General features: G+C 54.5%; 28 protein-coding genes. 13 read left to right on the top strand and 15 right to left on the bottom strand.

The window, feature by feature from the left end; all coding sequences use genetic code 11:
• The first annotated feature begins 106 nt into the window (after nt 1-106).
• Complete coding sequence (punR, locus tag ACOTXL_RS15260) at nt 107-1018, top strand: DNA-binding transcriptional activator PunR (RefSeq protein ID WP_003857638.1); 912 nt, start codon at nt 107-109, stop codon at nt 1016-1018.
• Between the two features lie 17 nt (nt 1019-1035).
• Here punR and purR read toward each other — a convergent pair whose 3' ends face one another.
• Nucleotides 1036-2061 carry an HTH-type transcriptional repressor PurR gene (gene purR, locus ACOTXL_RS15265; RefSeq protein WP_003857634.1) on the bottom strand — a complete coding sequence of 342 codons (1026 nt, stop codon included), beginning with the start codon at nt 2059-2061 and terminating at the stop codon, nt 1036-1038.
• 297 nt (nt 2062-2358) lie between these two features.
• On the opposite strand from purR, the gene ACOTXL_RS15270 reads away from it, so the two are divergent.
• On the top strand, nt 2359-2448 hold the full coding sequence (locus ACOTXL_RS15270) for a YnhF family membrane protein (protein WP_003857632.1): 90 nt from the start codon (nt 2359-2361) through the stop codon (nt 2446-2448).
• Between the two features lie 161 nt (nt 2449-2609).
• Nucleotides 2610-3776 carry an MFS transporter gene (locus ACOTXL_RS15275; protein WP_045350970.1) on the top strand — a complete coding sequence of 389 codons (1167 nt, stop codon included), beginning with the start codon at nt 2610-2612 and terminating at the stop codon, nt 3774-3776.
• Nucleotides 3777-3813: 37 nt separating this feature from the next.
• Here the strand turns inward: ACOTXL_RS15275 and sodB are convergent, their stop codons facing one another.
• The gene (gene sodB, locus ACOTXL_RS15280) at nt 3814-4395 is read right to left on the bottom strand and encodes a superoxide dismutase [Fe] (RefSeq protein ID WP_003857629.1); all 582 of its coding nucleotides are present in this window, start codon (nt 4393-4395) and stop codon (nt 3814-3816) included.
• Nucleotides 4396-4517: 122 nt separating this feature from the next.
• Complete coding sequence (locus ACOTXL_RS15285; RefSeq protein WP_023313959.1) at nt 4518-5276, bottom strand: C40 family peptidase; 759 nt, start codon at nt 5274-5276, stop codon at nt 4518-4520.
• Nucleotides 5277-5614: 338 nt separating this feature from the next.
• Here ACOTXL_RS15285 and grxD point away from each other — a divergent pair, with 338 nt between their 5' ends.
• Nucleotides 5615-5962, top strand: a complete 348-nt coding sequence (gene grxD / locus ACOTXL_RS15290) for a monothiol glutaredoxin 4 (protein ID WP_003832760.1) — start codon at nt 5615-5617, stop codon at nt 5960-5962.
• 78 nt (nt 5963-6040) lie between these two features.
• On the opposite strand, the gene rnt is transcribed toward grxD, so the two are convergent.
• The 5 genes from rnt to eptA all read right to left on the bottom strand — a co-directional run bounded on the left by rnt (nt 6041) and on the right by eptA (nt 10721).
• A complete protein-coding gene (rnt, locus tag ACOTXL_RS15295) occupies nt 6041-6700 on the bottom strand; it encodes a ribonuclease T (RefSeq protein ID WP_003857625.1) in 660 nt (219 codons plus the stop codon).
• A 96-nt stretch (nt 6701-6796) separates the two neighbouring features.
• Nucleotides 6797-7204, bottom strand: a complete 408-nt coding sequence (gene gloA / locus ACOTXL_RS15300) for a lactoylglutathione lyase (RefSeq protein WP_003857623.1) — start codon at nt 7202-7204, stop codon at nt 6797-6799.
• 99 nt (nt 7205-7303) lie between these two features.
• Nucleotides 7304-8401: an alkene reductase gene (locus tag ACOTXL_RS15305; RefSeq protein ID WP_045350971.1), complete on the bottom strand. Its 1098-nt coding sequence runs from the start codon at nt 8399-8401 to the stop codon at nt 7304-7306.
• Nucleotides 8402-8454: 53 nt separating this feature from the next.
• Nucleotides 8455-9054, bottom strand: coding sequence for a TetR/AcrR family transcriptional regulator (locus ACOTXL_RS15310; protein WP_003857618.1), 600 nt, complete (start codon nt 9052-9054; stop codon nt 8455-8457).
• A 26-nt stretch (nt 9055-9080) separates the two neighbouring features.
• Nucleotides 9081-10721, bottom strand: coding sequence for a phosphoethanolamine transferase EptA (gene eptA, locus ACOTXL_RS15315; RefSeq protein ID WP_045350972.1), 1641 nt, complete (start codon nt 10719-10721; stop codon nt 9081-9083).
• Between the two features lie 147 nt (nt 10722-10868).
• On the opposite strand from eptA, the gene ACOTXL_RS15320 reads away from it, so the two are divergent.
• From ACOTXL_RS15320 to sodC, 3 genes are all read left to right on the top strand, one after another.
• A complete protein-coding gene (locus ACOTXL_RS15320) occupies nt 10869-11108 on the top strand; it encodes a DUF1289 domain-containing protein (protein WP_003857614.1) in 240 nt (79 codons plus the stop codon).
• Nucleotides 11109-11156: 48 nt separating this feature from the next.
• Nucleotides 11157-12053, top strand: a complete 897-nt coding sequence (locus tag ACOTXL_RS15325) for an aldo/keto reductase (RefSeq protein WP_045350973.1) — start codon at nt 11157-11159, stop codon at nt 12051-12053.
• A gap of 81 nt (nt 12054-12134) precedes the next feature.
• Nucleotides 12135-12653 (top strand): superoxide dismutase [Cu-Zn] SodC, encoded by a 519-nt coding sequence (sodC, locus tag ACOTXL_RS15330; RefSeq protein WP_032609061.1) that lies wholly within the window; start codon nt 12135-12137, stop codon nt 12651-12653.
• Here the strand turns inward: sodC and ACOTXL_RS15335 are convergent.
• Genes ACOTXL_RS15335 through ACOTXL_RS15345 form a run of 3 tightly spaced genes read right to left on the bottom strand, consistent with a single transcriptional unit; the run spans nt 12632 to nt 15764 of the window.
• On the bottom strand, nt 12632-14665 hold the full coding sequence (locus ACOTXL_RS15335) for an FUSC family protein (RefSeq protein ID WP_045351003.1): 2034 nt from the start codon (nt 14663-14665) through the stop codon (nt 12632-12634). The two genes, sodC and ACOTXL_RS15335, sit on opposite strands and share 22 nt — an antisense overlap.
• Complete coding sequence (locus ACOTXL_RS15340; RefSeq protein WP_032610212.1) at nt 14665-15525, bottom strand: HlyD family secretion protein; 861 nt, start codon at nt 15523-15525, stop codon at nt 14665-14667. The genes ACOTXL_RS15335 and ACOTXL_RS15340 overlap by 1 nt, the downstream gene beginning before the upstream one ends.
• Before the next feature lie 2 nt (nt 15526-15527).
• Complete coding sequence (locus tag ACOTXL_RS15345; RefSeq protein WP_003857607.1) at nt 15528-15764, bottom strand: DUF1656 domain-containing protein; 237 nt, start codon at nt 15762-15764, stop codon at nt 15528-15530.
• 187 nt (nt 15765-15951) lie between these two features.
• On the opposite strand from ACOTXL_RS15345, the gene slyA reads away from it, so the two are divergent.
• A complete protein-coding gene (gene slyA / locus ACOTXL_RS15350; protein ID WP_006808997.1) occupies nt 15952-16392 on the top strand; it encodes a transcriptional regulator SlyA in 441 nt (146 codons plus the stop codon).
• 35 nt (nt 16393-16427) lie between these two features.
• On the opposite strand, the gene ACOTXL_RS15355 is transcribed toward slyA, so the two are convergent.
• The gene (locus tag ACOTXL_RS15355; RefSeq protein ID WP_045350974.1) at nt 16428-17792 is read right to left on the bottom strand and encodes a GGDEF domain-containing protein; all 1365 of its coding nucleotides are present in this window, start codon (nt 17790-17792) and stop codon (nt 16428-16430) included.
• A gap of 193 nt (nt 17793-17985) precedes the next feature.
• The gene (gene slyB, locus ACOTXL_RS15360) at nt 17986-18453 is read right to left on the bottom strand and encodes an outer membrane lipoprotein SlyB (protein ID WP_003857604.1); all 468 of its coding nucleotides are present in this window, start codon (nt 18451-18453) and stop codon (nt 17986-17988) included.
• Between the two features lie 255 nt (nt 18454-18708).
• Between slyB and anmK the strand changes: the two genes are divergently transcribed.
• The 5 genes from anmK (at nt 18709) to pdxY (ending at nt 23291) form a co-directional block, all read left to right on the top strand.
• Nucleotides 18709-19833 (top strand): anhydro-N-acetylmuramic acid kinase, encoded by a 1125-nt coding sequence (gene anmK / locus ACOTXL_RS15365; RefSeq protein WP_003857603.1) that lies wholly within the window; start codon nt 18709-18711, stop codon nt 19831-19833.
• 93 nt (nt 19834-19926) lie between these two features.
• Nucleotides 19927-20250: a C-type lysozyme inhibitor gene (mliC, locus tag ACOTXL_RS15370; protein WP_003857602.1), complete on the top strand. Its 324-nt coding sequence runs from the start codon at nt 19927-19929 to the stop codon at nt 20248-20250.
• Nucleotides 20251-20307: 57 nt separating this feature from the next.
• Nucleotides 20308-20964, top strand: coding sequence for a pyridoxamine 5'-phosphate oxidase (pdxH, locus tag ACOTXL_RS15375; RefSeq protein WP_003857601.1), 657 nt, complete (start codon nt 20308-20310; stop codon nt 20962-20964).
• Between the two features lie 125 nt (nt 20965-21089).
• Nucleotides 21090-22364, top strand: coding sequence for a tyrosine--tRNA ligase (gene tyrS / locus ACOTXL_RS15380; RefSeq protein ID WP_003857600.1), 1275 nt, complete (start codon nt 21090-21092; stop codon nt 22362-22364).
• A gap of 66 nt (nt 22365-22430) precedes the next feature.
• Nucleotides 22431-23291 carry a pyridoxal kinase PdxY gene (gene pdxY, locus ACOTXL_RS15385; protein WP_003857599.1) on the top strand — a complete coding sequence of 287 codons (861 nt, stop codon included), beginning with the start codon at nt 22431-22433 and terminating at the stop codon, nt 23289-23291.
• A gap of 90 nt (nt 23292-23381) precedes the next feature.
• Here pdxY and gstA read toward each other — a convergent pair whose 3' ends face one another.
• Nucleotides 23382-23987, bottom strand: a complete 606-nt coding sequence (gene gstA, locus ACOTXL_RS15390; protein ID WP_003857598.1) for a glutathione transferase GstA — start codon at nt 23985-23987, stop codon at nt 23382-23384.
• Nucleotides 23988-24092: 105 nt separating this feature from the next.
• Nucleotides 24093-25601 (bottom strand): dipeptide/tripeptide permease DtpA, encoded by a 1509-nt coding sequence (dtpA, locus tag ACOTXL_RS15395; protein WP_003857596.1) that lies wholly within the window; start codon nt 25599-25601, stop codon nt 24093-24095.
• Between the last annotated feature and the right edge of the window lie 364 nt (nt 25602-25965).

Here is a 25965-nt window from a genome sequence, read left to right on the forward strand (position 1 = left end):
TCTCCTGAGGAGGCAGGTGTACGTTGGCGCAGAGTGTAGGGAGTGCAAAGCGGCTTGTGAAACGCTAATATTTGGCGGGTGCATTCAAAAAATTTGCAGGCTAAAGATGTGGTCAGATTATTCCCTTGAAGTGGTTGATGCCGTGGCGCGTAACGGCAGCTTTACCGGCGCCGCCCAGGAGCTGCATCGCGTTCCCTCGGCGATCAGTTACACGGTGCGTCAGCTGGAAGCGTGGCTGGCGGTGCCGCTGTTCGAGCGGCGTCATCGCGACGTGGAGCTCACGCCTGCCGGAGCGTGGTTTTTGAAGGAAGGGCGGTCTGTCATCAAAAAAATGCAGATCACCCGTGAGCAGTGCCAGCAGATCGCCAACGGCTGGCGCGGGCATCTCGCTATCGCGGTGGATAACATTGTTAAGCCGGAGCGGACCCGGCAGATGATCGTCGATTTCTATCGTCATTTTTCCGACGTCGAACTGCGTGTTTCGCAGGAAGTGTTCAACGGCGTCTGGGATGCGCTGGCGGACGGCAGGGCGGAGATGGCGATTGGTGCAACCCAGGCGATCCCGGTTGGTGGGCGCTACGCGTTTCGCGACATGGGCATGCTGAGCTGGACCTGCGTGGTCGCGCGCGATCACCCGCTGGCAGCGCTGGAAGGGCCGCTGAGCGATGACACATTACGCAACTGGCCCTCGCTGGTGCTGGAAGATACCTCCCGCTCGCTGCCCAAGCGCATTACCTGGTTGCTGGATAATCAGCGCCGCGTGGTCGCGCCGGACTGGGAGTCGTCAGCCACCTGTCTGAGCGCGGGGCTGTGCGTTGGCATGGTGCCGGTGCATTTTGCGCGCCCGCGCATCGACGCGGGAGAGTGGGTGGCTCTGACGCTGGAAAACCCCTTCCCGGATGCCGCATGCTGTCTGACGTGGCAGCAAAACGACGTCTCGCCCGCCATGGCCTGGCTGCTGGATTATCTGGGAGACAGCGAAACGCTGAACCGGGAGTGGTTGCGGGAACCAGCATAGCTGGCCCCGGAAAGTGATTAACGACGGTAGTCGCGGAACGGACCGTCCGCAACGGAACGGCGTTCTATCAGGCGCGGGTGAACTTCAATGGACTGGGACTGTTCACGCTTGTTGACGATCCTGTCCAGCAGCATGTTGAAGGCCGTTTCACCCAGCGAATCTTTCGGCTGGTGAATGGTGGTCAGCGCCGGGGTAAAGAAGCGGGCGTTGCGCACGTTGTCATAGCCGATCACCGAGATATCCTGGGGGACGCGCAGGCCGAGTTCATCTGCCGCGCATAGCGCGCCCATCGCCATGATGTCACCGCCGCAGAACACCGCGGTAGGGCGATGCGGCTGGGAGACGATCTGCTGCATGGCGCGATAGCCTGACTCCGGCTCGAAGTCGCCCTGAACAATCCAGTTTTCCGGCACGGTGATCAGCGCCTCTTCCATCGCTTTCATGAAACCGGCCAGACGGCCAGCACCGGTGTTACGCTCCAGAGGTCCCGGGATCACGCCAATTTCACGATGACCGCGTTCTACCAGATAACGCCCCGCCATGTAGCCGCCTTCAAAGGCGTTATCAATAACGGAGTCGGTGAAGTCTGCGCGCGCCTCGCCCCAGTCCATGACCACCATCGGAATGTGGCGATACTCTTCCAGCATGGAAAGGACCGACTCAGGGTATTCAGAACACATTACCAGAAGACCGTCGACGCGCTTTTGCGCCATCATTGACAGGTAAGCGCGCTGTTTTTCAATGTTGTTCCACGCATTGCCCAGAATCAGGGTATAGCCTTTCTGGAAGCAGTTTTTTTCAACGGCTTCGATGATTTCAGCAAAATAGGCCGCTTCACTGCTGGTGGCCAGCAGGCCAATCGATTTGGTGTGATTAACCTTCAGGCTGCGGGCGACGGCACTTGGCGAGTAGTGCAGTTCTTTGATTGCCGCCCAGACGGCATTACGCGTCTCTTCAGCGACGAAACGCGTTTTGTTAATAACATGTGATACAGTTGTAGTGGAAACGTTTGCGCGTTTTGCTACGTCTTTAATTGTTGCCATTAAATGTCACTCCAGACCATATCCTAAGCTCCTGAAAAAATTGAAGGTAAACGTTTGCCTTCTCTCACCCTTATTACGCAAACATGAGTTGCGACACGCCGGGAAAACGACACAGGACGTCAGGAGGGGGTCAGTGGCCGGTACGCTAATAAATTTAGCGTGGAATTTTGTCCTATCTTGATGAAAAGGGGAAGAGGTAAAGTGGATATGCGTTTAAATCCTGGAAGATTTTTGACCTGAACTGTGTAAAAATGAGCAAGCTCACTTTTCGTAGGGTGAATAAAAGGAGAAAAATTGATGAGTACCGATCTGAAGTTTTCGCTGTTTACCACCATTGTTGTTCTTGCTCTGATTGTTGCCGGTGGTTTAACCGCTGCACTGCACTGATTCAGGCGGAGGGAGAACCTTCTCCCTCTCTTGCCGCTATTGTTACCTCTCCGGCAAAAATCTTTTGCCAAAATGTTAACTTCTCATTTTTTGTGATTGATGTCATGCTTTTGACTTCTTAGTTCTGTGCCGGGTTATGGCACGGTATCCGGAGTCTCTTCATGAAAATCAATTTTCCCCTGCTGGCCCTGGCGATTGGCGCCTTTGGGATTGGCACCACTGAATTCTCCCCGATGGGGTTATTGCCTGTTATCGCCCGGGGGGTAGACGTCTCTATCCCTGCGGCCGGTATGTTAATTAGCGCCTACGCGATCGGCGTGATGGTGGGCGCGCCGCTGATGACGCTTCTGCTTTCGCACCGTGCGCGCCGCAACGCGCTGATTTTCCTGATGGCGATTTTCACTCTCGGCAATGTGTTTTCCGCGATTTCGCCCGATTACACCACTCTGATGCTTTCGCGCATTCTTACCAGCCTCAACCATGGCGCCTTCTTCGGACTGGGCTCGGTTGTTGCTGCCAGCGTGGTGCCAAAACATAAGCAGGCCAGCGCGGTAGCCACTATGTTTATGGGCCTCACCATCGCTAATATCGGCGGCGTTCCCGCCGCCACCTGGCTGGGAGAAGCCATCGGCTGGCGTATGTCTTTCCTCGCAACCGCCGGACTGGGCGTGGTCGCGATGGTTGCGCTGTTTTTCTCACTGCCGAAAGGATGTGCTGGAGAACGTCCGGAAGTACGTAAAGAGCTGGCGGTGCTGATGCGTCCTCAGGTGTTGTCCGCGCTGCTCACCACGGTGCTGGGGGCCGGGGCGATGTTTACGCTCTACACCTATATCTCCCCGGTGCTGCACGACATAACCCACGCAACGCCACTCTTTGTTACCGCGATGCTGGTGCTGATTGGTGTCGGGTTCTCGATTGGCAACTATCTCGGCGGGAAATTTGCCGACCGCTCCGTCAGCGGGACGCTGAAAGGTTTTTTAACGCTGCTGATTGTCATCATGGTGGCGATTCCGTGGCTGGCGCGTAACGAAGTGGGTGCCGCGATTGCCATGGTGGTATGGGGCGCCGCAACCTTTGCCGTGGTGCCACCGTTGCAGATGCGTGTAATGCGCGTTGCACACGAAGCGCCGGGGCTCTCTTCATCGGTGAATATCGGTGCGTTTAACCTGGGCAATGCGCTGGGGGCCGCAGCGGGCGGGGCGGTGATCTCCGGTGGTTTGGGTTACAGCTTTGTGCCGGTGATGGGGGCGATCATTGCCGCACTCGGCCTGCTGCTGGTGATATTGTCTGGTCGTAAACAGCCTCAAGCGGTGTGTACGGCGGAATAAACAAAAACGCAGAAGGGCTGCCCCTTCTGCGTGTCTCTTACGCAGCGAAGTTCTTCGCAACAAATTCCCAGTTAACCAGTGCCCAGAAGTGTTCCAGGTAGTTCGGGCGCGCATTACGGTAATCAATGTAATAGGCGTGTTCCCATACGTCCACGGTCATCAGCGGCGTGGCGCTGGTGGTCAGAGGGGTACCCGCATTAGAAGTGGAAACGATAGCCAGTTTGCCATCAGCCTCTTTTACCAGCCAGGTCCAGCCGGAGCCAAAGTTTTTAACGGCTGCGTCAGTAAACTTCGCTTTAAAATCCGCGAAACTGCCGAACGCGGCGTTAATCGCTGCCGCCAGCTCACCGTCAGGTTCTCCGCCTGCATTCGGGGCCAGGCAGTGCCAGTAGAAGGTGTGGTTCCACACCTGTGCGGCGTTGTTGAATACGCCGCCGTCTGAACTGCGCACGATCTCTTCCAGCGTTTTGCCTTCAAAATCGGTGCCCTTGATCAGGTTATTCAGGTTGGTGACATAGGTCTGGTGATGCTTGCCGTAATGGTACTCCAGGGTTTCCGCGGAAATATGCGGGGCCAGGGCGTCTTTTGCATACGGTAGTGCAGGTAATTCGAACGACATTGCTTCTCTCCTTATAGTTTTATACGTTGCCAATAACCCTACAGACAACAAGGACAGGATAGCAAATTGAAAGGGTATGCAAAAGAGGAACTTACCCTGCCACAAGGGCGGCAGGGCAGGGGCTAGCGGATGGTTTTTGGCGTCATCACGCGGCGCGCACCCACATAGTGGCGCACCCAGTAATCTTCGCTGAGAGAGGTGATCTGAATGTCCTGACCGCTGCGCGGTGACTGGATAAATTTACCGTTACCCACATACACCCCAACGTGATCGGCCGTACCGCGTCCCTGGGTGCGGAAGAACACCAGGTCGCCATTTTGCAGTTCGCCACGGTTTACAGGGGCGGCGTCGCGCAGATGGTACATCTCATTGGCGGTGCGTGGAATGCGAAACTTCACCAGATCTTTATAGGCATAATAAACCAGCCCACTACAGTCAAAACCGGTGCGCGGAGAGGTGCCACCCCAGCGATACGGCTTACCTATTTGCCCCATCAGTTTGTTCATCGCCGTTTTTTGCGCTTTCTGCATGCGCGCTTTATGCACGTCAGCCAGCTTCGTCACTTTTGCGCATTTCGTTTTATGGCCTTTGCGCACGGTGCATTTTTCATTCACCAGGCTGGCGGTTGTGCGGGTGGTTTTGTGCGTGCCGGAGCGGAGAGTTTTGGTTTTACTGGAGGCGGTCTTTTTGGTCTGAGCGGTGATTTTCTTCTTAACTGTTTTGCTGGTGGTTTTTTTCTTACGTTCTGTGGATTTTGCCAGATGCGTTTTTTGTACAGCAGAATGCCGCGCCTGTTCAGAGGCGTTCGCCGCTGGCGTAAATGAGAGTGTGGTAAACAGTAAAGCACAGAGCGTCATCGAGATTTTAGTTATCCGCGCCACTGGGCAGTCCCCTGATAAATGCAGGCCACAATGCATACCCGCGTGAGATTTACAAAACCTGTCGATTCTAATCCATAAAATCAGAAGAAGTTAATAGCATTTTTCATTCAAAAATTATGTTTCGTTAGCAAGTGCAAAAAAATTCACCATTCTGACGCACTCCTGTTCGCTCCTTAAGCAAAACCGCACCCCGTCTGGCGATAAACGACATTAGCAATGCAACTTTATGCGATAAGCGATAAAATAATTAGACGTGACAAAAATGTTATTTTCCGATGTCGGCCTGACCCGCTACAATGTCAGACTGATGCCGTAACAGAAGTTAAAGGAAGCAAGACATGAGCACCACTATTGAAAAAATTCAGCGCCAGATCGCTGAAAACCCGATTCTCCTGTACATGAAAGGTTCTCCGAAGCTGCCAAGCTGCGGCTTCTCCGCGCAAGCGGTTCAGGCGCTGTCCGCCTGTGGTGAGCGTTTTGCTTACGTTGATATCCTGCAAAACCCGGACATTCGCGCTGAATTGCCAAAATACGCAAACTGGCCGACCTTCCCACAGCTGTGGGTTGATGGTGAACTGGTTGGCGGATGCGATATCCTGATTGAAATGTATCAGCGCGGCGAACTGCAACAGCTGATCAAAGAGACTGCGGCGAAGTATAAAACCGAAGAGCCGGACGCAGAATAAGTTTTCTGCGGCTATAAAAAAGCGACCACATTATGTTGGTCGCTTTTTTTTGTCCTGTGGGGCTGTTGATAACCCAACCTACGATTGAAGATCGGCCTCGTCGCCCATCGGCAGCGGCCAGCCGCCCAGACGTTTCCAGCGGTTGACGATCTCACAGAACAGCTCCGCCGTACGCTCGGTGTCGTATAACGCGGAATGCGCCTGGGTACCGTCAAACGCAATACCCGCCGTGATGCAGGCTTTCGAGAGCACGGTTTGCCCCAGCGCCAGGCCGCTCAGCGCGGCGGTGTCGAAGGTCACAAACGGATGAAATGGATTGCGCTTTAGCGAGGCGCGCTCGGCGGCAGCCATGGTGAAGCTGTGATCGAACGTAGCGTTGTGGGCTACCATGATGGCGCGGCTACAGTCATTCTCTTTCATGCCTTTGCGCACCATTTTGAAAATGGCGTGCAGCGCCTCGTATTCGCTTACCGCCCCGCGCAGCGGGTTTGTCGGATCGATACCGTTAAAGGCCAGCGCCTCTGGCTGTAAGTTTGCCCCTTCAAAGGGTTCAACGTGGAAATGCAGCGTGGTGTCCGGTACAAGCCAGCCCTGTTCATCCATCTTCAGCGTGATGGCGGCAATCTCAAGCAGCGCATCGGTTTTAGCGTTAAATCCGGCTGTTTCAACATCAATGACAACGGGATAAAAACCACGAAAACGGTCGCACAGACCGGTAAATTGAGCGTTATCGGACATCAGGGTCTCTTACAAGGGGGAAAAAGCAGTGCGCATTATGGCAAATTTTGAGAGGGGATGCAGCAAAACAACGGGCGCATAGTGCGCCCTGCGGGATCAATTGCCCAGACCGCGACCAGCGTCTTTGGCTTCAATCAGTTCGATTTTATAACCGTCCGGATCTTCCACAAACGCAATGACGGTGGTACCGCCTTTAACCGGACCGGCTTCACGGGTGACGTTACCGCCATTGCTGCGGATACGTTCGCAGGCTTCGGCGGCGTTATCCACTTCCAGCGCGATGTGTCCGTAAGCCGTACCCAGCTCATAGCTGTCCACGCCCCAGTTGTAGGTCAGCTCGATGACCGCTTCATCAGATTCCGGGCCGTAACCGACAAACGCCAGAGAGTATTTATATTCCGGATTTTCGCTGGTGCGCAGCAGCTTCATGCCCAGAACGTTAGTGTAGAAATCGATGGAACGTTGCAGGTCGCCAACGCGCAGCATGGTGTGAAGTAGGCGCATAATTTCCTCATTAACCAGTGGAATGGATTATCTTTTTGAACAGAAACGATGTTTTAGTATAGCGGCGAAAGGTCGCCGCTATCAATGTACAAAGCGGGATTACAGTGAAGGGTAGTCGGTATAACCTTCCGCGCCGCCGCCATAGAAACTTTCAGGGCGCTGCGGGTTCAGTTCGGCTTTCTTCTGCAAACGGGCAACCAGATCCGGGTTAGCAATGTAGTCACAGCCAAAGGCCACGGCGTCGATCAGGCCTTTCCCGATCAGATCTTCAGCTTTCTCTGCCGTATACGCGCCCGCCCCGATAATCACGCCGTGGAAGCGCTCGCGCACTTTCTGGCGGAAGGCTTCACTATAAGGCTTGCCGCCTGCCCAGTCCGGCTCGGACATGTGCAGATAGGCGATACCACGTTTCGCCAGCTCTTCAATCAGATACAGCGCGTCTGCTTCTTCGTTCGGACCGTTGTCGACGTTCTGGAAAGTACCGATCGGGGAGACACGAATACCAATGCGGTCTGCGCTCCACTCATTACAGACAGCATCCACCACTTCAAGCACCAGACGCGCGCGGTTTTCAACGCTGCCGCCGTACTGGTCGGTACGCTGGTTGGAAGAAGGGGACAGGAACTGATGCAGCAGGTAACCGTGCGCAGAGTGCAGCTCAACCATGTCGAAGCCCGCTTCACGAGCGTTGGCGACGGCCTGACGGAAATCATTCACAATACCCGGGATCTCGTCCAGCTCCAGCGCGCGTGGCGTGGTGGTGTCAACGCGGATCGCATTACCGTTTTCATCGCGCAGGGAAGTGCGGGTATTGGCGTTCAGGGCAGAAGCAGAAACCGGCGCCTGACCGCCAGGCTGGATGCTGCTGTGTGAGATACGACCGGTGTGCCACAGCTGAACCGCAATACGGCCATCTTCAGCATGAACACCTGCGGTGATTTTTTTCCACGCGGCGATCTGTTCCGGGCTGTGCAGACCCGGCGCACCGGCGTAGCCTTTTGCCTGGGCAGAAATCTGCGTGGCTTCGGAAATTATCAGGCCCGCGCTGGCGCGCTGACGATAATACTCACCCATCAATGGCGTTGGGATATCGCCCGGCTCGATGCTGCGCAGACGGGTGAGTGGGGCCATAAACACGCGGTTTGGGGCAGTAACGGCACCCACTTTCAGTGGGGTAAACAGCTTTTCAGCGGACATAATGGCTCCTGAGTAGACCAGTCGACTAGTAAAAGGGTAAATAAAAACGCCGGCTACACGCCTGGCGCGGTTATACAGTTTTTCACGTGCGCCAGCGCGCTTTCGAGCGGCACGGCGCTGCGAGACATTTTTGCTTGCAGGTTGGCGCCTAACCAGAGGGAATAGAGCACCTGTGCCTGCGTGAGCGGATCGCCGGAGAAGGAGAGCGTTTTTTCATTGCGCCCGCTCTCCAGCGCCTGAGCCAGCAGTGCAATCACGCCGCTGGCCCCTTTATCCATGGCGGTGCGCATATCTTCGGAGAGATCGCACACTTCGGCAGACAGTTTTACCGTCAGGCAGCCGCTGATGATGCCCTGCTGACAGAACTGCGTCAGCGTTTCCTGATAGTAGTTCAGAACACGATCCCGGTAGTCACCTTCACCGCTGGCGAAGTGGGCTGCCAGGCGCTGATGGTAGCTGGCGTAGTGCCGCTCCAGCATGGCAACGCCGAACGCCTCTTTGGAACGAAAATAGTGATAAAACGATCCCTTAGGTACTTCAGCGGTTTTTAACAACTCGCTAAGCCCCATCCCGGTAAACCCGCGATGCATGCAAAGGCGCTCGCCGGTAGCCAGCAAATGTTCTCGTGTATCGTGTTCAGTGTGTCTGCTCATGCCCTTACTCTAATAGACCGTTCGGTCTAATGCAAGCCCGCTTGGCGACGACACTGTGACAGAATATCCAGCTGCGGCTGATAAACCGCTGATTTCACGTCCATCATGCCCAGAACGGTGGCGAATAAATTGTCCTGTGAAACCGCCTCTTTTGCGGCATGGTCACGCATGCAATCCGTGTTTACGCCGAAGTTTTTCGCATAATCCGGGGAGAGCCAGAACATAAAAGGAATATGCGTTTGCTGCTCCGGGGCCAGCATATACGGCGTACCGTGCAGGTAAATTCCGCTTTCGCCCAGCGATTCACCGTGATCGGAGAGGTAAATGAGCGCCGTGTTCATGTTGGCCTGCCGGGCTTTCAGTGCGTCGATGGTTCGGCTGACGACGCTATCGGTATACAGAATCGTGTTGTCATAGGTATTGATCAGCGACTGATGATCGCAATCCTGAATTTCATTGGTATCGCAGGTTGGGGTGAACTTGCGGAAGCTATCAGGGTAGCGTTTGTAATAGGCCGGACCGTGGCTGCCCATCAGGTGAATAACCAGAACCGTATCCTGCTTTATTCCATCCAGCACGTTGTCCAGGCGGTACAGGTTAACGTCGTCGATACAGGATTTGTCCTTACAGAACTGATCCAGTTTCCACTGGGTCATGTCCGTGTGCGGCACGCGGTCGCAGGCGCCTTTACATCCGCCGTCGTTGTCGCGCCACAGCAGGTTGAACCCGGCGTGGTTAAGCACATCAAGCAGACCTTCCTGATGATGGGCGAGGTCCGCGTCATATTTTTTCCGCGTCATGCCGGAGAACATGCAGGGGACGGAAACAGCGGTTTCCGTGCCACAGGAGGAGGCCCGCGGGAAGTTGATGACATCCTGCTTTTTCAGCTCGGGGTTGGTTTCACGCGGGTAACCATTTAACGAGTAGTTTGCAGCGCGGGAGGCTTCGCCCACCACCACAACCAGCACGGTTTTCTTGCGTTGGCTGGCAATCAGCGCGCCTTTATGAGCATCTTCGCCAATGCGGACCAGCGTCTGGTCGCCGGCAAACCAGCGCATTTTGCTGTATTTCACCAGGGCGCTCACGTAATTCGCCGGGGTGACCATTTTTACGATGCTTTTGTTATTGCGGAACAGCGAAGCATAGTCTTTATAGAACACTGACGCGACCAGGATGATCACCAGCAGCGCACCCAGCATAGCGGCGAAGCGCGTCAGGAGGGCATACCACCATTTTCCGGTGCGAATGCGCGTCAGGGCTAACACAACAGATGGAACCAGACCCGCTACGACCAGCCACAGGATCATCTGCGGCGTCACCAGGGCTGTCGCTTCCTGAGAATTAGTCTCGAACACGTTCACAATCATGTTCTGATCGATAACCGCGCCATAGGTATACATAAACCAGGTCGCGGCGGCACATCCCAGGGTCAGGACAATCAGGAGCGGCTTACGAATATAGGGGATATTTAACAGGCTGAAGACAATCACCCAGCCGCAGAACAGTACCAGCGGCACGCTGGCAGCAAACAGGACATCGTGCAGATGCGCAGGCGCAATAATTGACCAGCTGCGCTGGATAAACAGTGCATTCAGTACGGTAAAGAAAAATGCACAGCCCAGAGTAAATTTTATATCGTTACAGTGTAACTTTTTTGCGAACCACATGATAAGCAGACCATTCGTTATATCAATGCGGCGAGTATAAGAAGGGAAGATTAGCGAAACCTTAATGTCCTGTTTGTGGCAGACATCCTTGCATGCAAGCCATTTAGGGTCTTCACTGTAGGGAATAATGACGTTCTGGAGGTAGGTGTGGCAGAGCAACTGGAATTTTTCCCTGTCCAGAGCCCGTGCCGGGGTATTTGCCAGGTTGATGAACGAGGATACTGTCGTGGCTGCATGCGCACGCGCGATGAACGTTTTAACTGGCAAAATTTCAGCGACGCGCAAAAGCAGGAGGTCTTACGGCTTTGCCGACAGCGTCTGCTGCGTAAAATTCGTGCAAACAAAGCGGTTGAACCCGAAGAACCTCAGCAACCTTCACTGTTTTAGCAGGGTAATTGCGTATACTGGTGACATGACTTCCTTGAGGAAAATGTTATGGTTCAGCGTATTACCCTTGCCCCACAGGGCCCGGAATTCTCCCGATTTGTTATGGGCTACTGGCGCCTCATGGACTGGAATATGTCTCCGGTCCAGCTGGCGGACTTTATAGAAGAGCATCTCGATCTCGGGATCACCACCGTCGATCATGCTGATATTTATGGCGGCTATCAGTGCGAGGCCGCCTTTGGCGAAGCGCTGAAGCGTGCGCCGGGGCTGCGTGAACGAATGGAGATTGTGACCAAATGCGGTATTGCCACCACAGCAAAACCGGAGCATGCGCTTGGACATTACATCACTGACAGCGCGCATATCGTTAAAAGCGCCGAGCAGTCACTGGTCAACCTGGCCACCGATCGTATCGACCTGCTGCTGATCCACCGTCCCGATCCGTTGATGGATGCGGATGAGGTCGCGGAAGCCTTCCTGACGCTGCACCAGAGCGGCAAAGTGCGCCATTTTGGCGTGTCTAACTTCACCCCGGCACAGTTTGCGCTATTGCAGTCTCGCCTGCCGTTTACGCTGGCGACGAATCAGGTGGAGATCTCGCCTGTTCATCAGCCGCTGCTGCTGGATGGCACGCTCGACCAACTGCAACAGCTGCGCATCCGTCCAATGGCATGGTCTTGCCTGGGAGGCGGCCGTCTGTTTAACGATGAGCCATTCCAGCCGCTGCGTAACGAGCTTGAAACGGTGGCGCGCGAACTGAATGCGGAGAGTATCGAGCAGGTGGTTTACGCCTGGATCCTGCGCCTGCCGTCTAAACCGCTGCCAATTATTGGCTCCGGCAAAATTGAGCGTGTCCGCGCTGCGCTTGTAGCTGAGGAGCTGGATATGACGCGTCAGCAGTGGTTCCGCATTCGTAAGGCGGCGCTGGGCTACGACGTACCCTGAGCACGCCTGAACCTGACTTTCCGGTGAAATCTGCGCCTCTGGTATAGACTTAAGGTGCAAAAAATAACCTGTGGAGGTCATATGAAGCGTTTTGCTCTGGCAATGGTCACGCTGGTTGTTTGCGCAGGGGCGCAGGCAGCCAGCGAGGACGTTGAAATGAATCTCGTCACTTCTCAGGGGGTAGGTCAGTCCATCGGGACGGTGAAAATCACCGAAACCGATAAAGGGCTGGAATTTGCTCCCGATCTCAAGGCTCTTCCACCCGGCGAACATGGTTTTCACGTTCATGCTAAAGGCAGCTGTCAACCCGCGATGAAAGAGGGGAAACCAACAGCTGCGGAAGCCGCAGGGGGGCATCTCGACCCGCAGAACTCCGGTAAGCATGAAGGCCCGGAAGGGATGGGGCACCTCGGTGATCTGCCGGTGCTGGTGGTAAATAACGATGGTAAAGCCACCGATCCGGTTGTGGCGCCACGACTCAAAAAGCTTGACGAGGTCAAAGGCAAGGCGCTGATGATCCACGTGGGCGGCGATAACATGTCCGATCAACCTAAACCGCTTGGCGGCGGCGGGGCGCGCTATGCCTGCGGGGTGATCTGATCGCCAATCGTTCCGGGTGGCGGCGCCTGTTCAAGCTGTGACAGGGAGCAGTGCAGCCGCCAGATAATGGATGCCAGATCGCGGGCCGCAGGCTGATGATGGTGCGCCAGCGTGTCGCAAATACGCTGAAGCTCGGCGAGCGTGACGCTCAGGGGGCGCTGCTGCACCCCGCGCTCGCTCATCACATCGCGGAGCATGGAAATACAGTTATCACGGACCTGCGACAGCGGATCGGAACGCGTCTCCCAGGCGCGCAACTGCCACACCACGTGCGAACAGTTTAGCAGCACCACGCCCCAGCGCAGTAGCCAGCGACGGGAGAGTGAATCCTGGCTGTTATTCAGCTGGCTGACATGATGGTAAACCAGCGATTCATACTCGCTTTCGCGCAGATGCGGCCTGCGGCTCAGCTGATCGACAAAACCCCTGCGCAACTCCCGAATATGCCTGCGGCTTTTACGCGCGTCCGAGCCCGGGCGTAGCACGGCGAAAGCCAGCCACGCCAGCCCCACGCCGAGGATCTTCGCCAGGTTGTCGTTGAGAAAATCAGCGTAATCGTAAACCGGTGGATTCGTTACAGAGATAAATGAGCCCATAAAAACAATTAACTGACCCCACAGACCGGCCAGTTTAGGCATTTGCAGTTTGAGCAACTGCATGGTGGTTAATAGCGGGAAGAGAAATAGCAGAAATTGCCAGAGGTCGGTTATCTGCACCATCAAACCAAATTTCACCACGAAGCTGAACAGCGACAGCAGCACCAGCGTACGCAGCAGAAGCGTCAGGGAGTTAAAGGGGGAAGCGGCGACGGAATAGAGCACGCAGCTTATTGCCGCAAGCGTCAGGGCCGCACTGCCCGCATCCCATTGCGTGGTGATGGCCCATGCGCCCACGGCCGTCAACGCGCAAAACGTACGAAAACCGCTCCACAGCGCCTCCATTGCGTCGGTATGCCGCGCCAGAGCAGGACTACCGGGAACGGAAAATTCGGTGACGGGCGTGGCATTCTCGACGGCTTTTAACCAGCGGCTGCTGCGCAGATACAGGCGGCAGAAATAGTTCAGACGCTGCCAGAAGGCGCGATGCCGGTAGTCATATTCATCCGCTGGGGCGAGCGGCGCGATAATGCGGGCCACGGTATAAATATCGGCATCCGAACGCGCAAGGGTAGCGAGCAGCGCCTCGATAATCTCCCGGGTATGGGCTGGGGGTGCAGGCCAGTTCAGCAACATCCGACGAAGGCTCGAGATCGCGCTCGTCATCCGCAATTGCTGGTGCAGTAAATAGTTCAGAAGCGTGTTCTGGCGACGAAAACGGTAGTGGCTCCAGAAAGCCTGGATGCGCAACAGGTTCATGGTCAGGATCTGGCCGATGACCTTTTCGTGCGCGAGGCGGATGTCATCGCTGCTGTCAGGCTGCCAGAGCAGGCTGGCATGTTCCAGCAAACGTGCGTGCATCGTTTTAAGTGCGGTGATAAGCGTAGTGCCATCTGAGGTACTGGGCAGGATCATCATCATGACGCCCCCGCACAGAATGCCGACCATCACTTCACACACGCGTGCCTGGGCGATATCCCACAGCTCAGTGGTATCCAGCACGTTGACGACCGGAAAGGCGATAATGGCCGCGGTGTAACCCGCCAGTTGAAACGCATAGGCAACGTTATTGGTAAAATGAGCGCAGGCCCAGGTACACAGCCCCAGCCATGCCGACATGCTTAACAAAAAGAGCCAGGGATCGTTCAGAGTATGGCCGGCAAGAAGCAGTGCGGCGGTTGCCCCCAGCAGGCTACCCGCCACGCGCCCGAGGCTTTTACTGATAACGCCCCCGACGGTTGGGAAGCTGACGACCGCCGCAGAGGTCATCGCCCAGTAAGGCTCATCCAGATTCAGATAATAGGCAACCGTAAGCGCAAGGCACATGGCGATGCCGTTACGCAGCGCGTAACGCCACTGCGGCCGTGTCGCTTTTATCCACGGCGTATTGCGCCAGGAGAAAGCTCCCAGGTTCATCATCGCGATCCGATGGCGACGGTGCAGGTTGTGCCAGAGACCAAGGTAATGTCTTTCGGCAGTTGATCAAACTCGACGCGAACAGGCACCCGCTGAGCCAGACGCACCCACGGTACGTTGGGTTTGATGTCGGGCACCAGGCCAGAATCGGTTTCCACGCTCTGATCGTAAATTGCCCGACCTATGCTGCTAACGTGACCCTGTAACGTTTCTGCGCCGCTGTAAAGCGTGATTCGGGCAGGCGCTCCCTCGCGGATATGGCGCAGCTTGGTCTCTTCAAAATAACCTACAACATAGAAAGAGCGGCTGTCGACCAGGGCAAAGACCGGCTGGCCTGTGGTGGCGTAATCCCCCACACGGGTCGACAAGCTCGTGATCCATCCATCCACCGGAGCTTTGACAACGGTCTGGGTCAGTTGCCACTCGGCCTGTTTCAGCGTTGCCTCTGCAACCTTCAGGCTGGCCTGCATGGCTTTTACATTGATATTGGCGGTATCGAGATCTTCCGCAGAGATGTAATTCCTCGACAGATGTCGGCGACGTTCGGCTTCGTTATTGGCTTTTGCCAGATCGGATTGAGCTTTTGCGAGCTGCGCCTGGGCATTGAGCACTGCAATGTGAAAAGGGGTCTCGTCGATGCGGAATAACACATCACCCGCATGAACGAACTGGTTGTCCTTCACCAGCAGCGCGCTGATACTGCCGGACACCTGTGGCGTGATGCTGACCTGTTCCGCGCGGATCTTGCCGTCACGCGTCCAGGGCGACTGCATGTAATAATTCCAGAGCCACCAGCCGGCGATAAGCGCCAGCGCTAAGACGAAAAGAGTGGAAAAATATTTTAACGTTTTCAATGCTATTCTCACCACACGGTTAACACGGCAAGGCCAAGACAGACGGAGAGGGTAAACAGGGAGAGATCCATTAACATCGGGTGCCAGATTTCACCGGAATACATCCAGTCGCGCAGCAGACGATGCGCAATGAGCCAGATCACAAAACCGACCATCACGGCTTTAAACAGTGGCGGAAAGTAGACCGATGCGCCAACAATCAGATCCTGGAGGGGCAACCCTGCGGAGAAGGAAAACAACGTCACAAGCAGCGATCCTTTGCGGTGGAATGAGGGCCACAATGGCAGATTTCAATGCGATGGCGCATTACCGTTCAGTGTAAATCATCCTTTAAGGAATGATGAATACCGTGATTGCATTTGTTTTGGCAATACAAATACTGCAAACTATTCTAAAATCACTATAATCACTTAGCAAGCTAATTATAAGGAGATGAAATTGGAATCGCCATTAGGTTCTGATCTGGCAAGGTTGGTACGCATCTGGCGTGCTCTGATTGACCATCGCCTGAAACCTCTGGAACTCACACAGACGCACTGGGTTACGCTGCACAACATCCATCAGCTTCCGCCCGATCAGTCACAGATCCAACTGGCAAAAGCGATTGGTATTGAACAGCCTTCCCTGGTGCGTACCCTTGACCAGCTGGAAGAGAAGGGACTCATCTCCCGACAAACCTGCGCCAGCGACCGTCGCGCCAAGCGGATCAAATTGACGGAAAAAGCGGCCCCGATTATTACTGAGATGGAAACCGTCATCAGTAAAACGCGAGGGGAGATCCTGGCCGGTATTTCACCCGCTGAGCTGGAGATGCTGATCGGACTCATCGCCCGTCTTGAGCAAAACATCCACGATTTACAGTCGCGCGACTGACGTTGTTCACTGGCCTTGCTCGTGCAAGGCCTTTGTCATGTTCTGAACACCACCACCCGGTTGCGGCCCGTCTCTTTTGCCTCGTACATGGCTTTATCCGCGCTTTCCACACAGGTTTCAGCGCTGGTTTCCGGCGAGGTAGCGGTGAATACTCCCATACTAATGGTAATCGGTTCCGGAAGCTGCCCACCGCTGCTGGCCTTGTCAAACCCGCTCAACTTGAGGCGAATACGTTCGGCAACCTGATGCGCGACATCGGACGGTGTATTTGTCAGCATGAGCACAAACTCTTCGCCGCCGATCCGCGCCGCGATATCCTGCGGTCGCACCGAATCGGTCAACAGGTTTGAGACAAACTGTAAAACCCTATCCCCTTGCAAATGACCGTAGCAGTCGTTAATGCGTTTAAAACGGTCAAGATCGCTCACGACCACCGATACCGGATGTGTCACCGTGGCCGTGTTTAGCGCGTGATTTAATGAATCATAGAAATAGCTGCGATTATAAAGACGGGTGAGGGGGTCGCGGATGGAATTTTGATAAGACTGCTGATATTTTACATGCGAGTCACGATACAAATTAAATACGTCGGAAAGTAAGATGAAAATAATCATTAACGTAGCGACAGTTTCGAATAACCGTGCCCGGTACCATGAAATATCTTCAGCGTGTCCGCCTAACAATAGCATGAGCAGAGTGACGATATAACAGACACATAAAAAATTGCCGCCGACCCAAAACAAATTCCTCACGCGGGTAATGGCCAACAGGGTGATTAACGTTACTACCCACAGGACGATCAAAATGATATTGATCGCCTGGCTCCAGAGAACCATAAACTGTCGGGTTTCATTATCCACCAGGTCCAGTGTGAGCAGGGTTGAATGGCTGGAATAGAACAATGCCAGCCCAAGCATACAGCCCGTAAAGAGCGAGGCGCCGACAACGATACCAACATGGGCGCTTCGTGAGAGCGCAGAATTGCGCAGGGTATACAGTAATGCTGCGACGATCATCAGCACCGCCATTAAAAAGTGGCGGAACATGTAGAAAATCATGGCGTCGTTATAGTTCGCTTCGTTGAACTGATAGAGATCAAGCCAGGCCGGGAAGCTGGCCAGTGTCCCCACCATCAGTAACGCCGAACCGGCAAAGGCCAGGGCAATGGGAACAAGATATAATCGCCTTTTGTCGCACCAGTATTTCATTGCCATAAAACAGGCAATAAACAGATGGAACACCAGAAGAAATATCGTCAGCGTAGGGAAAAACAAAGGTGAAAACGAAGGAACCCATTCAACAAGTTTTATAAAAAAACCTTGTAATACGGCAATGATAACAATGCACCCAAGCGCGAAGGCCACAAAGCGGTTCTTTAAAAATCGACAGATCGCAAGCATAGAGAATTTAAAAATTAAAAAAGGAAAAAGAGATTGCGAAGAGTCTAAGCGAGGGAAATAAAAAATACTTTGCGCACGGACAAGAACGGGTGAAATGAATAATTCACCATGTGAATATATTGTGCCAATATATTATTGGAAATGATGATTTTGGTAAATGGATGCGGTCTGAAAGACCACATCCATCAGGATATTAACGCGGGGAGACGGTGACCTGGCTGCCGTTGCTTGCAAGAACAACACGCTGGCCAGCAGAGAAGCGGGTGTTACCCTGTTTCTGCACAACCATAATAGTGCTGCCATCGTCTTTGCGGATTTCCAGCTCAACGCCCTGAGTTTTGTTCATCGCACCCTGAACGCCCTGACCCGCTACGCCGCCTGCAACTGCGCCCGCTGCGGTCGCCAGAGAACGTCCGGTGCCGCCGCCAATGGTATTACCCAGGAAACCACCCAGCACAGCACCGCCGATTGCGCCCACCACGTTCGTGTCATCGCCCCCCTGAATCTGAACAGGACGGGCATTAACGATAGTACCGTATGTCACGTTCTGCACCTGTTTAGCTTCAGAAGCACTATATACGTCGCCGGAGAGTGAACTGTCATTCACACAACCCGCCAGTGTTAAACCAATCAGCGAAACGCCCAGTACACGTAAAATCATTTGACTCTCCTGTTCACCAAAAAACGCCCGGTTGGGGCATCCGTTATGGCTAAATTATATGGCATTCCTGACCACAGTTCATATCTTTGCATGCCGAATAAATAAATTTTACCTGAACAGGGCTTAACGGGACATAAACAAACATCGCCTGTGCTACAGGTCTGAGATTGTTAAAAATTATTATCACCGCATAGCAAAGCCGCGTTATTTATGATGGAGTGTTTGCACTTAGCCCATGTAACGTAAGGAAAGCGCATGAAATCGGGTCGCTATATCGGTGTGATGTCTGGTACCAGTCTTGACGGTGTGGATGTCGTTCTGGCCGCCATTGATGAAAACATGGTGGCGCAGCAGGCAAGCCTGACCTGGCCAATTCCGGTCTCGTTAAAAGAAGAGATCCTGAACATCTGCCAGGGGCAACAGCTGACGCTTTCCCAACTGGGCCAACTGGATGTGCGTTTGGGGGCGCTGTTTGCTGATGCGGTACTGGCCCTGATGCAGCAGGAAAGACTCCACCCGCAGGACATCGTGGCAATAGGCTGCCATGGGCAGACCGTCTGGCATGAACCTGTCGGCGAGGCGCCGCACACGATGCAAATTGGCGATAACAACCAGATTGTGGCAAAAACCGGCGTAACGGTGGTGGGTGATTTCCGTCGTCGTGATATGGCCCTCGGCGGGCAGGGGGCGCCGCTGGTTCCGGCATTTCATCAGGCGCTGCTGGCGCACCCGGTAGAGCGCAGGATGGTCCTGAACATCGGCGGGATCGCCAACCTGTCGATGCTTATTCCCGGGCAGCCCGTGCGGGGGTACGATACCGGACCCGGTAATATGCTGATGGATGCCTGGATTTGGCGTCAGAGCGGTAAAGCCTATGACAAAGACGCGCAGTGGGCCAGCCAGGGGAAAGTGATCCTTCCCTTGCTGCAAACCCTGTTAAGCGATCCTTTCTTTGCTCTGCCTGCGCCAAAAAGCACGGGGCGGGAATATTTCAACTACGGCTGGCTTGAACGTCAGCTGGCGCGCTTCCCCGGCCTTGCGCCTCAGGATATTCAGGCTACGCTGACGGAGCTCACCGCGGTGTCGATCTCTGAACAGGTGTTGCTGAGCGGCGGGTGTGAGCGCTTGCTGGTATGCGGAGGCGGAAGCCGAAACCCGCTGGTGATGGCACGCCTCGCCGCCTTGCTGCCGGGCACCGAAGTCACGACCACTGATGAAGCCGGGATCAGCGGAGACGATATGGAAGCGCTGGCCTTCGCCTGGCTTGCCTGGCGTACGGTTGCCGGTCTGCCGGGTAATTTACCCTCCGTAACCGGTGCGCGGGAGGCGAGCGTCCTCGGGGCCATTTTCCCCGCAAACCCGCGCCATAATCAGAGTTAACTGAAATTCAGCGGGAGGCGTAACCCGTAAAATAGGGAAAAACAGGAGGGCGGTTAGGCCCTCCAGGACCAGGATAGTCTTCGGAATCTGCCCATGAAAAAACTTCTTCTCATTGCTGTACCTTTTCTTATGACCGGATGCAGCGTCTATAACCAGTTCGTTGAGCGTATGCAAACCGATACGCTGGAATATCGTTGTGATGAAAAACCGCTGACGGTGAAGCTGAACAACCCGCGTCAGGAAGCCAGCTTTGTTTATGACAATAAGTTGTTGACGCTGAAGCAGGGAATGTCGGCCTCCGGTGCGCGCTACTCAGACGGGATCTACGTCTTCTGGTCGAAAGGCGACAGCGCCACCGTCTACAAGCGTGACCGCATTGTGCTGAACAATTGTCAGCTTCAAAATCCGAAGCGTTGAGATTTTTGAAGGGGGCGCGCACAATAGCGCCACCCAATCTCACTTTCAGCTAACGCCATGTCAGATAACGACGAACTACAGCAAATTGCGCATCTGCGCCGTGAATACACCAAAGGCGGTTTGCGCCGCCAGGATCTTCCCGCCGAACCGCTGGTGCTTTTTGAACGCTGGCTGAAGCAGGCCTGCGAAGCGAAACTGGCCGACCCGACGGCGATGGTCGTTGCCACGGTTGATGAAAATGGTCAGCCGTATCAACGCATCGTTCTTCTCAAGCATTATGACGAGAAAGGGCTGGTGTTCTACACCAACCTGGGCAGTCGTAAAGCGCATCACCTTGAAAATAATCCGCGTATTAGCCTGCTCTTCCCGTGGCATATGCTTGAGCGCCAGGTGATGGTTACCGGCAAGGCGGAGCGCCTCTCTACGCTCGAAGTGGTGAAATATTTCCACAGCCGCCCGCGCGACAGTCAGATCGGTGCCTGGGTCTCTAAACAGTCCAGCCGAATCTCAGCCCGCGGCGTGCTGGAGAGTAAATTCCTCGAACTCAAACAGAAGTTTCAGCAGGGTGAAGTACCGCTGCCGAGTTTCTGGGGTGGGTTCCGCATCCCCATTGAGCAGATGGAATTCTGGCAGGGCGGTGAACACCGTCTCCACGACCGCTTTTTATACCAGCGCGACAACGGTGGCTGGAAAATCGACAGACTGGCACCGTAATCCCCAAAATTTGTTGATTTAAGCGCTAGCGCACACCGCGCTGGCGCTTTATTCTATGGTCCTTTCGCATCAGGCGAAAAGTCGTGTACCGGCAAAGGTGCAGTCGTTTATACATGGAGAATTTGATGGCAAGCAGTAACTTGATTAAACAATTGCAAGAGCGGGGCCTCGTGGCCCAGGTGACGGACGAGGAAGCGTTAGCAGAGCGACTGGCGCAAGGCCCGATCGCGCTCTATTGCGGCTTCGATCCCACCGCTGACAGCTTGCATTTGGGGCATCTTGTTCCATTGTTATGCCTGAAACGCTTCCAGATGGCCGGCCATAAGCCTGTCGCTCTGGTTGGCGGCGCGACCGGTCTGATTGGCGACCCAAGTTTCAAAGCCGCTGAGCGTAAGCTGAATACCGAAGATACCGTGCAGGAGTGGGTGGATAAGATCCGTAAACAGGTTGCACCGTTCCTGGATTTCGACTGCGGTGAGAACTCTGCGATTGCGGCGAACAACTACGACTGGTTTGGTGGCATGAACGTGCTGACGTTCCTGCGTGACATCGGCAAACACTTCTCTGTTAACCAGATGATTAACAAAGAAGCAGTGAAGCAGCGTCTTAACCGTGACGACCAAGGTATCTCTTTCACCGAGTTCTCCTACAACCTGTTGCAGGGGTATGACTTCGCCTGCCTGAACAAGCTGCACGGCGTATCTCTGCAAATTGGCGGTTCCGACCAGTGGGGTAACATCACCTCCGGTATCGATCTGACCCGTCGCCTCCACCAGAATCAGGTGTTTGGTCTGACCGTGCCGTTGATCACCAAAGCAGACGGTACCAAGTTCGGTAAGACCGAAGGCGGCGCGGTATGGCTGGATCCGAAGAAAACCAGCCCGTATAAATTCTACCAGTTCTGGATCAACACGGCGGATGCCGACGTTTATCGCTTCCTGAAGTTCTTCACCTTTATGGATATCGAAGAAATCAATGCGCTGGAAGAAGAAGACAAGAACAGCGGTAAAGCACCACGCGCCCAGTACGTGCTGGCGGACGAAGTAACCAAACTGGTTCACGGCGAAGAAGGTCTGGCGGCGGCGAAACGCATTACGGCGAGCCTGTTCAACGGGACCCTGAGCGATTTAAGCGAAGCGGATTTCGAACAGCTGGCGCAGGATGGCGTACCGATGGTGGAGATGGAAAAAGGCGCCGATCTGATGCAGGCGCTGGTGGACTCCGAGCTCCAGCCGTCTCGCGGTCAGGCGCGTAAAACCATCGCCTCTAACGCGATCACCATTAATGGCGAAAAACAGGCCGATCCGGAATACACCTTTACCGAGAACGACCGTCTCTATGGTCGCTACACGCTGCTGCGTCGCGGTAAGAAAAATTACTGCCTGGTCTGCTGGAAGTAATTAAAAGTATGCAGGGGCGTGGGAAACCACGCCCCTTTTGTTTTGACAGGGTTTGGTAAGTACAACATGAAGAACATCCTCGCCATTCAGTCCCACGTTGTGTTTGGACATGCTGGCAACAGCGCTGCGGAATTCCCGATGCGCCGCCTCGGCGTTAATGTCTGGCCCCTCAATACCGTCCAGTTTTCGAATCACACCCAGTACGGTAAATGGACCGGCTGCGTGATGCCGCCGTCGCATCTGACGGAAATCGTTCAGGGGATTGCGGATATCGACCAGCTTAAACGCTGCGATGCCGTACTGAGCGGCTATCTGGGATCGGCGGAGCAGGGGGAGCACATCCTCGGCATTGTGCGCCAGGTGAAAGCGGCAAACCCCGCGGCGAAATATTTCTGCGATCCGGTGATGGGACATCCGGAAAAAGGCTGCATCGTAGCGCCGGGCGTTGCGGAGTTTCATGTCCGTCATGCATTGCCCGCCAGCGATATTATTGCCCCCAACCTGATTGAACTGGAGATCCTCAGCGAGCATCCGGTTAACAGCGTAGAAGAGGCTGTAAGCGCCTCTCGCGAGCTGATCGCCCAGGGGCCAGAGATTGTACTGGTGAAACACCTGGCACGCGCAGGGTTGAGCCAGGACCGTTTTGAGAAGCTGCTGGTGACGAAGGATGAAGCCTGGCATATCAGTCGACCGCTAGTGGATTTCGGTACACGTCAGCCTGTCGGGGTCGGGGATGTGACCAGCGGTTTGCTGCTGGTGAAACTATTGCAGGGCGCGAGCCTGCGCGATGCGCTGGAGCACGTCACCGCAGCCGTTTATGAAATCATGATTGCGACGAAGACGATGCAGGAATATGAGCTCCAGGTCGTCGCGGCACAGGATCGCATCGCGAAGCCGGAGCACTATTTTAGCGCAACGCAGCTATAGACACTGCCCGGCGGCGCTGCGCTTGCACGGGCCTACGGAATTTGTAGGCCGGGTAAGCGTCAGCGCCACCCGGCTCCCCAGGCCGCTCCGTTAATTCAACCCTTCCGCTTTCAGCGCCGCCGCCACCGCAGGACGCTCCGCCACGCGCGTCATATACGAGGCGACATGGTCTAATCCTTCCATGTTCAACTTAACCGCGCGCGCCCAGCGCAGAACGGTAAACAGATAGGCATCGGCGATAGTGAAACGCGAGCCACAGATCCACTGGTCGTCTTTCAGCGCGTCGTTAACGTACTGCAACTTTTTCTCCAGCAGCGCGCGCACGGTAGGTTTGTACTCTTCTGGCGTGTCCGGGCGGAACAGGGGCGTAAAGCCTTTGTGCAGTTCGGTGGCAATATAGTTCAGCCACTCCAGCGTCTTATAACGCGCAATGCTGCCGGTGGGGGCAAGGAGCTGACGATCCGGTACGTTGTCCGCCAGGAATTGCATAATCGCCACCCCTTCGGTCAGCAGGGTGCCATCATCCAGCAGCAGGGCCGGAACCTGCCCTTTTGGGTTAATCGCAAAAAAGTCATCCCCGTTTTCCAGGCGCTTTTTCATCAGGTCAACGCCGTCCAGCGTAAAATCTTTACCGCTCTCGCGAAGCGTAATATGGGAAGCAAGAGAGCAGGCGCCCGGTTTATAGAACAGTTTCATCGGTAACTCCTTTTTGCTGAGGTTCCAGCTATGTTAGTGCGCGTTCGGATAAAAAAAAAGCCGCTAATCAATTAGCGGCTTCTGTTCAGTCGTTTCCCGATGACATTACGCGTTCGCGGTTTTAATCGCTTTAGCGGATTTGTCGTCGTCCTGCGTCATACGATTCAGTTTAGGTGCGGTCAGCAGCATCAGTACGGCAATCACGGCGGTCGCGATACCAATTTGCATGAACACGGTGCCGTAGACATTCAGGGAAACCAGCGGGTCGGTAACGTTGTCTGGTACCGCCATCAGGTTCGCAATCTTACCTGCGATGATGGCCGCGCCAGCGGTAGTCAGGAACCAGCTACCCATGATGAAGCCCATCAGACGCTGAGGGACCAGCTGCGCAACCATCGCCAGGCCCAGACCGGAGATCATCAGTTCACCGATGGATTGCAGCGCATAGCTCAGGATCAGCCAGTTTACAGACACGATACCCGCGTCGGTCGCGAATTTCGTCCCCAGCGGCAGCACCAGGAATGCGCCAGAGCACAGCACCATACCGATAGCGAATTTGTGCGGCATAGGCAGACGGTCGCCCATCTTGTTGTAGATAGCGGCCAGAATCGGGCTACCAATCATGATCCAGAACGGGTTCAGGGCCTGATACTGCTCCGGCTCGAACGCGATACCGAGGATGGAGTGCTCAACGTTGCGGATAGCGAAGAAGTTCAGAGACGTTGGCATCTGGCTGTACAGAACGAAGAAGATGATTGCTTCCAGCATCAGAATGAACGCCACAATCATCTTACGACGTGCCGCACCCTGCATCGCGAAGGCTTCTTTCGCGAAGATAATCACGATACCCAGCGCAACCACGCCCAGTACGGCACGTGCAACGCCCTGGTTATGCAGCAGCCAGGTGGCGACAGCGGCCAGGATCACGATGCCGACGATGGTTGCCAGCAGTTTGCCCATGTGCACGGGTTCGAAGTCTGGTTTTGAACCATAGTCTTTAACCCAGCTACGGCAGAACAGGAAGTTCACAACGGTGATCAGCATACCCACGAAGCTCAGCGCAAACGCTACGCTCCAGCCGAATTTTGCGGCCAGCCATGGGGTTGCCAGCATAGAGAAGAAAGAGCCGATGTTGATGGACATGTAGTACATGGTAAATGCACCGTCCAGACGTGGGTCATCTTTGCTGTAGCAGGTAGAGAGCAGGGAAGATGGGTTCGCCTTGAAGAGGCCGTTACCTACCGCGATGGTAGCCATGCCCATGTAAACCACACCTGCATCGTGCCCGGACCAGGCAACCAGCCCATAGCCAATCGCCAGAACAACGGCGCCCAGCATAATGACTCGTTTAGTACCGAGGACTTTATCGCCTAACCAGCCGCCGATAGCGACGAGGCCATACACCAGGGCGCTGAAGGAAGAGAATAGCGTGATGGAATCGGCTTCAGACATACCCAGCTGTTTAACCAGGTAAACCGCCATGATCCCTTGCAGGCCGTAGTAGCCAAAACGTTCCCATAATTCGATAGAGAAAATGAGATAGAACGCTTTAGGCTGTTTGAAAGCGTTAAGACTTACGCTCTCATCTGTTGGTTTATTGTTTGCAGTAGACACATATACCTCTTTTTTTACATCCCATATTAACGGGGGTGTTCATAGCGTGATGACCGTAGTCCATCCGCTTTATAGTTATATTGGGAGGGGAAACGGCGGGTAATGTTCACTATCCAGCCGCATCTGGCAATACGTTTGTAATAATCTGTTACATATAACTCTGGCGGTATAATCATCGGTTCACGCAAATGTTATGCAGCTTTAAATTTCATTGGTTGAAAATTAGTGGTTTTTTTGACTGTGAGTGACCCTGTTTAATGGCTGTATGGCGATATGTTCTGCTATTTCGGGTGATTGGCAGTGATATAGCCCATGTTCTGAAAAATGACTGGTCTTATGTGCGGTATGGAATAGACGAAATCTT

Source organism: Enterobacter cloacae complex sp. IR5402 (genome assembly GCF_049238125.1).
Taxonomy (GTDB): Bacteria; Pseudomonadota; Gammaproteobacteria; order Enterobacterales; family Enterobacteriaceae; genus Enterobacter; species Enterobacter hormaechei_C.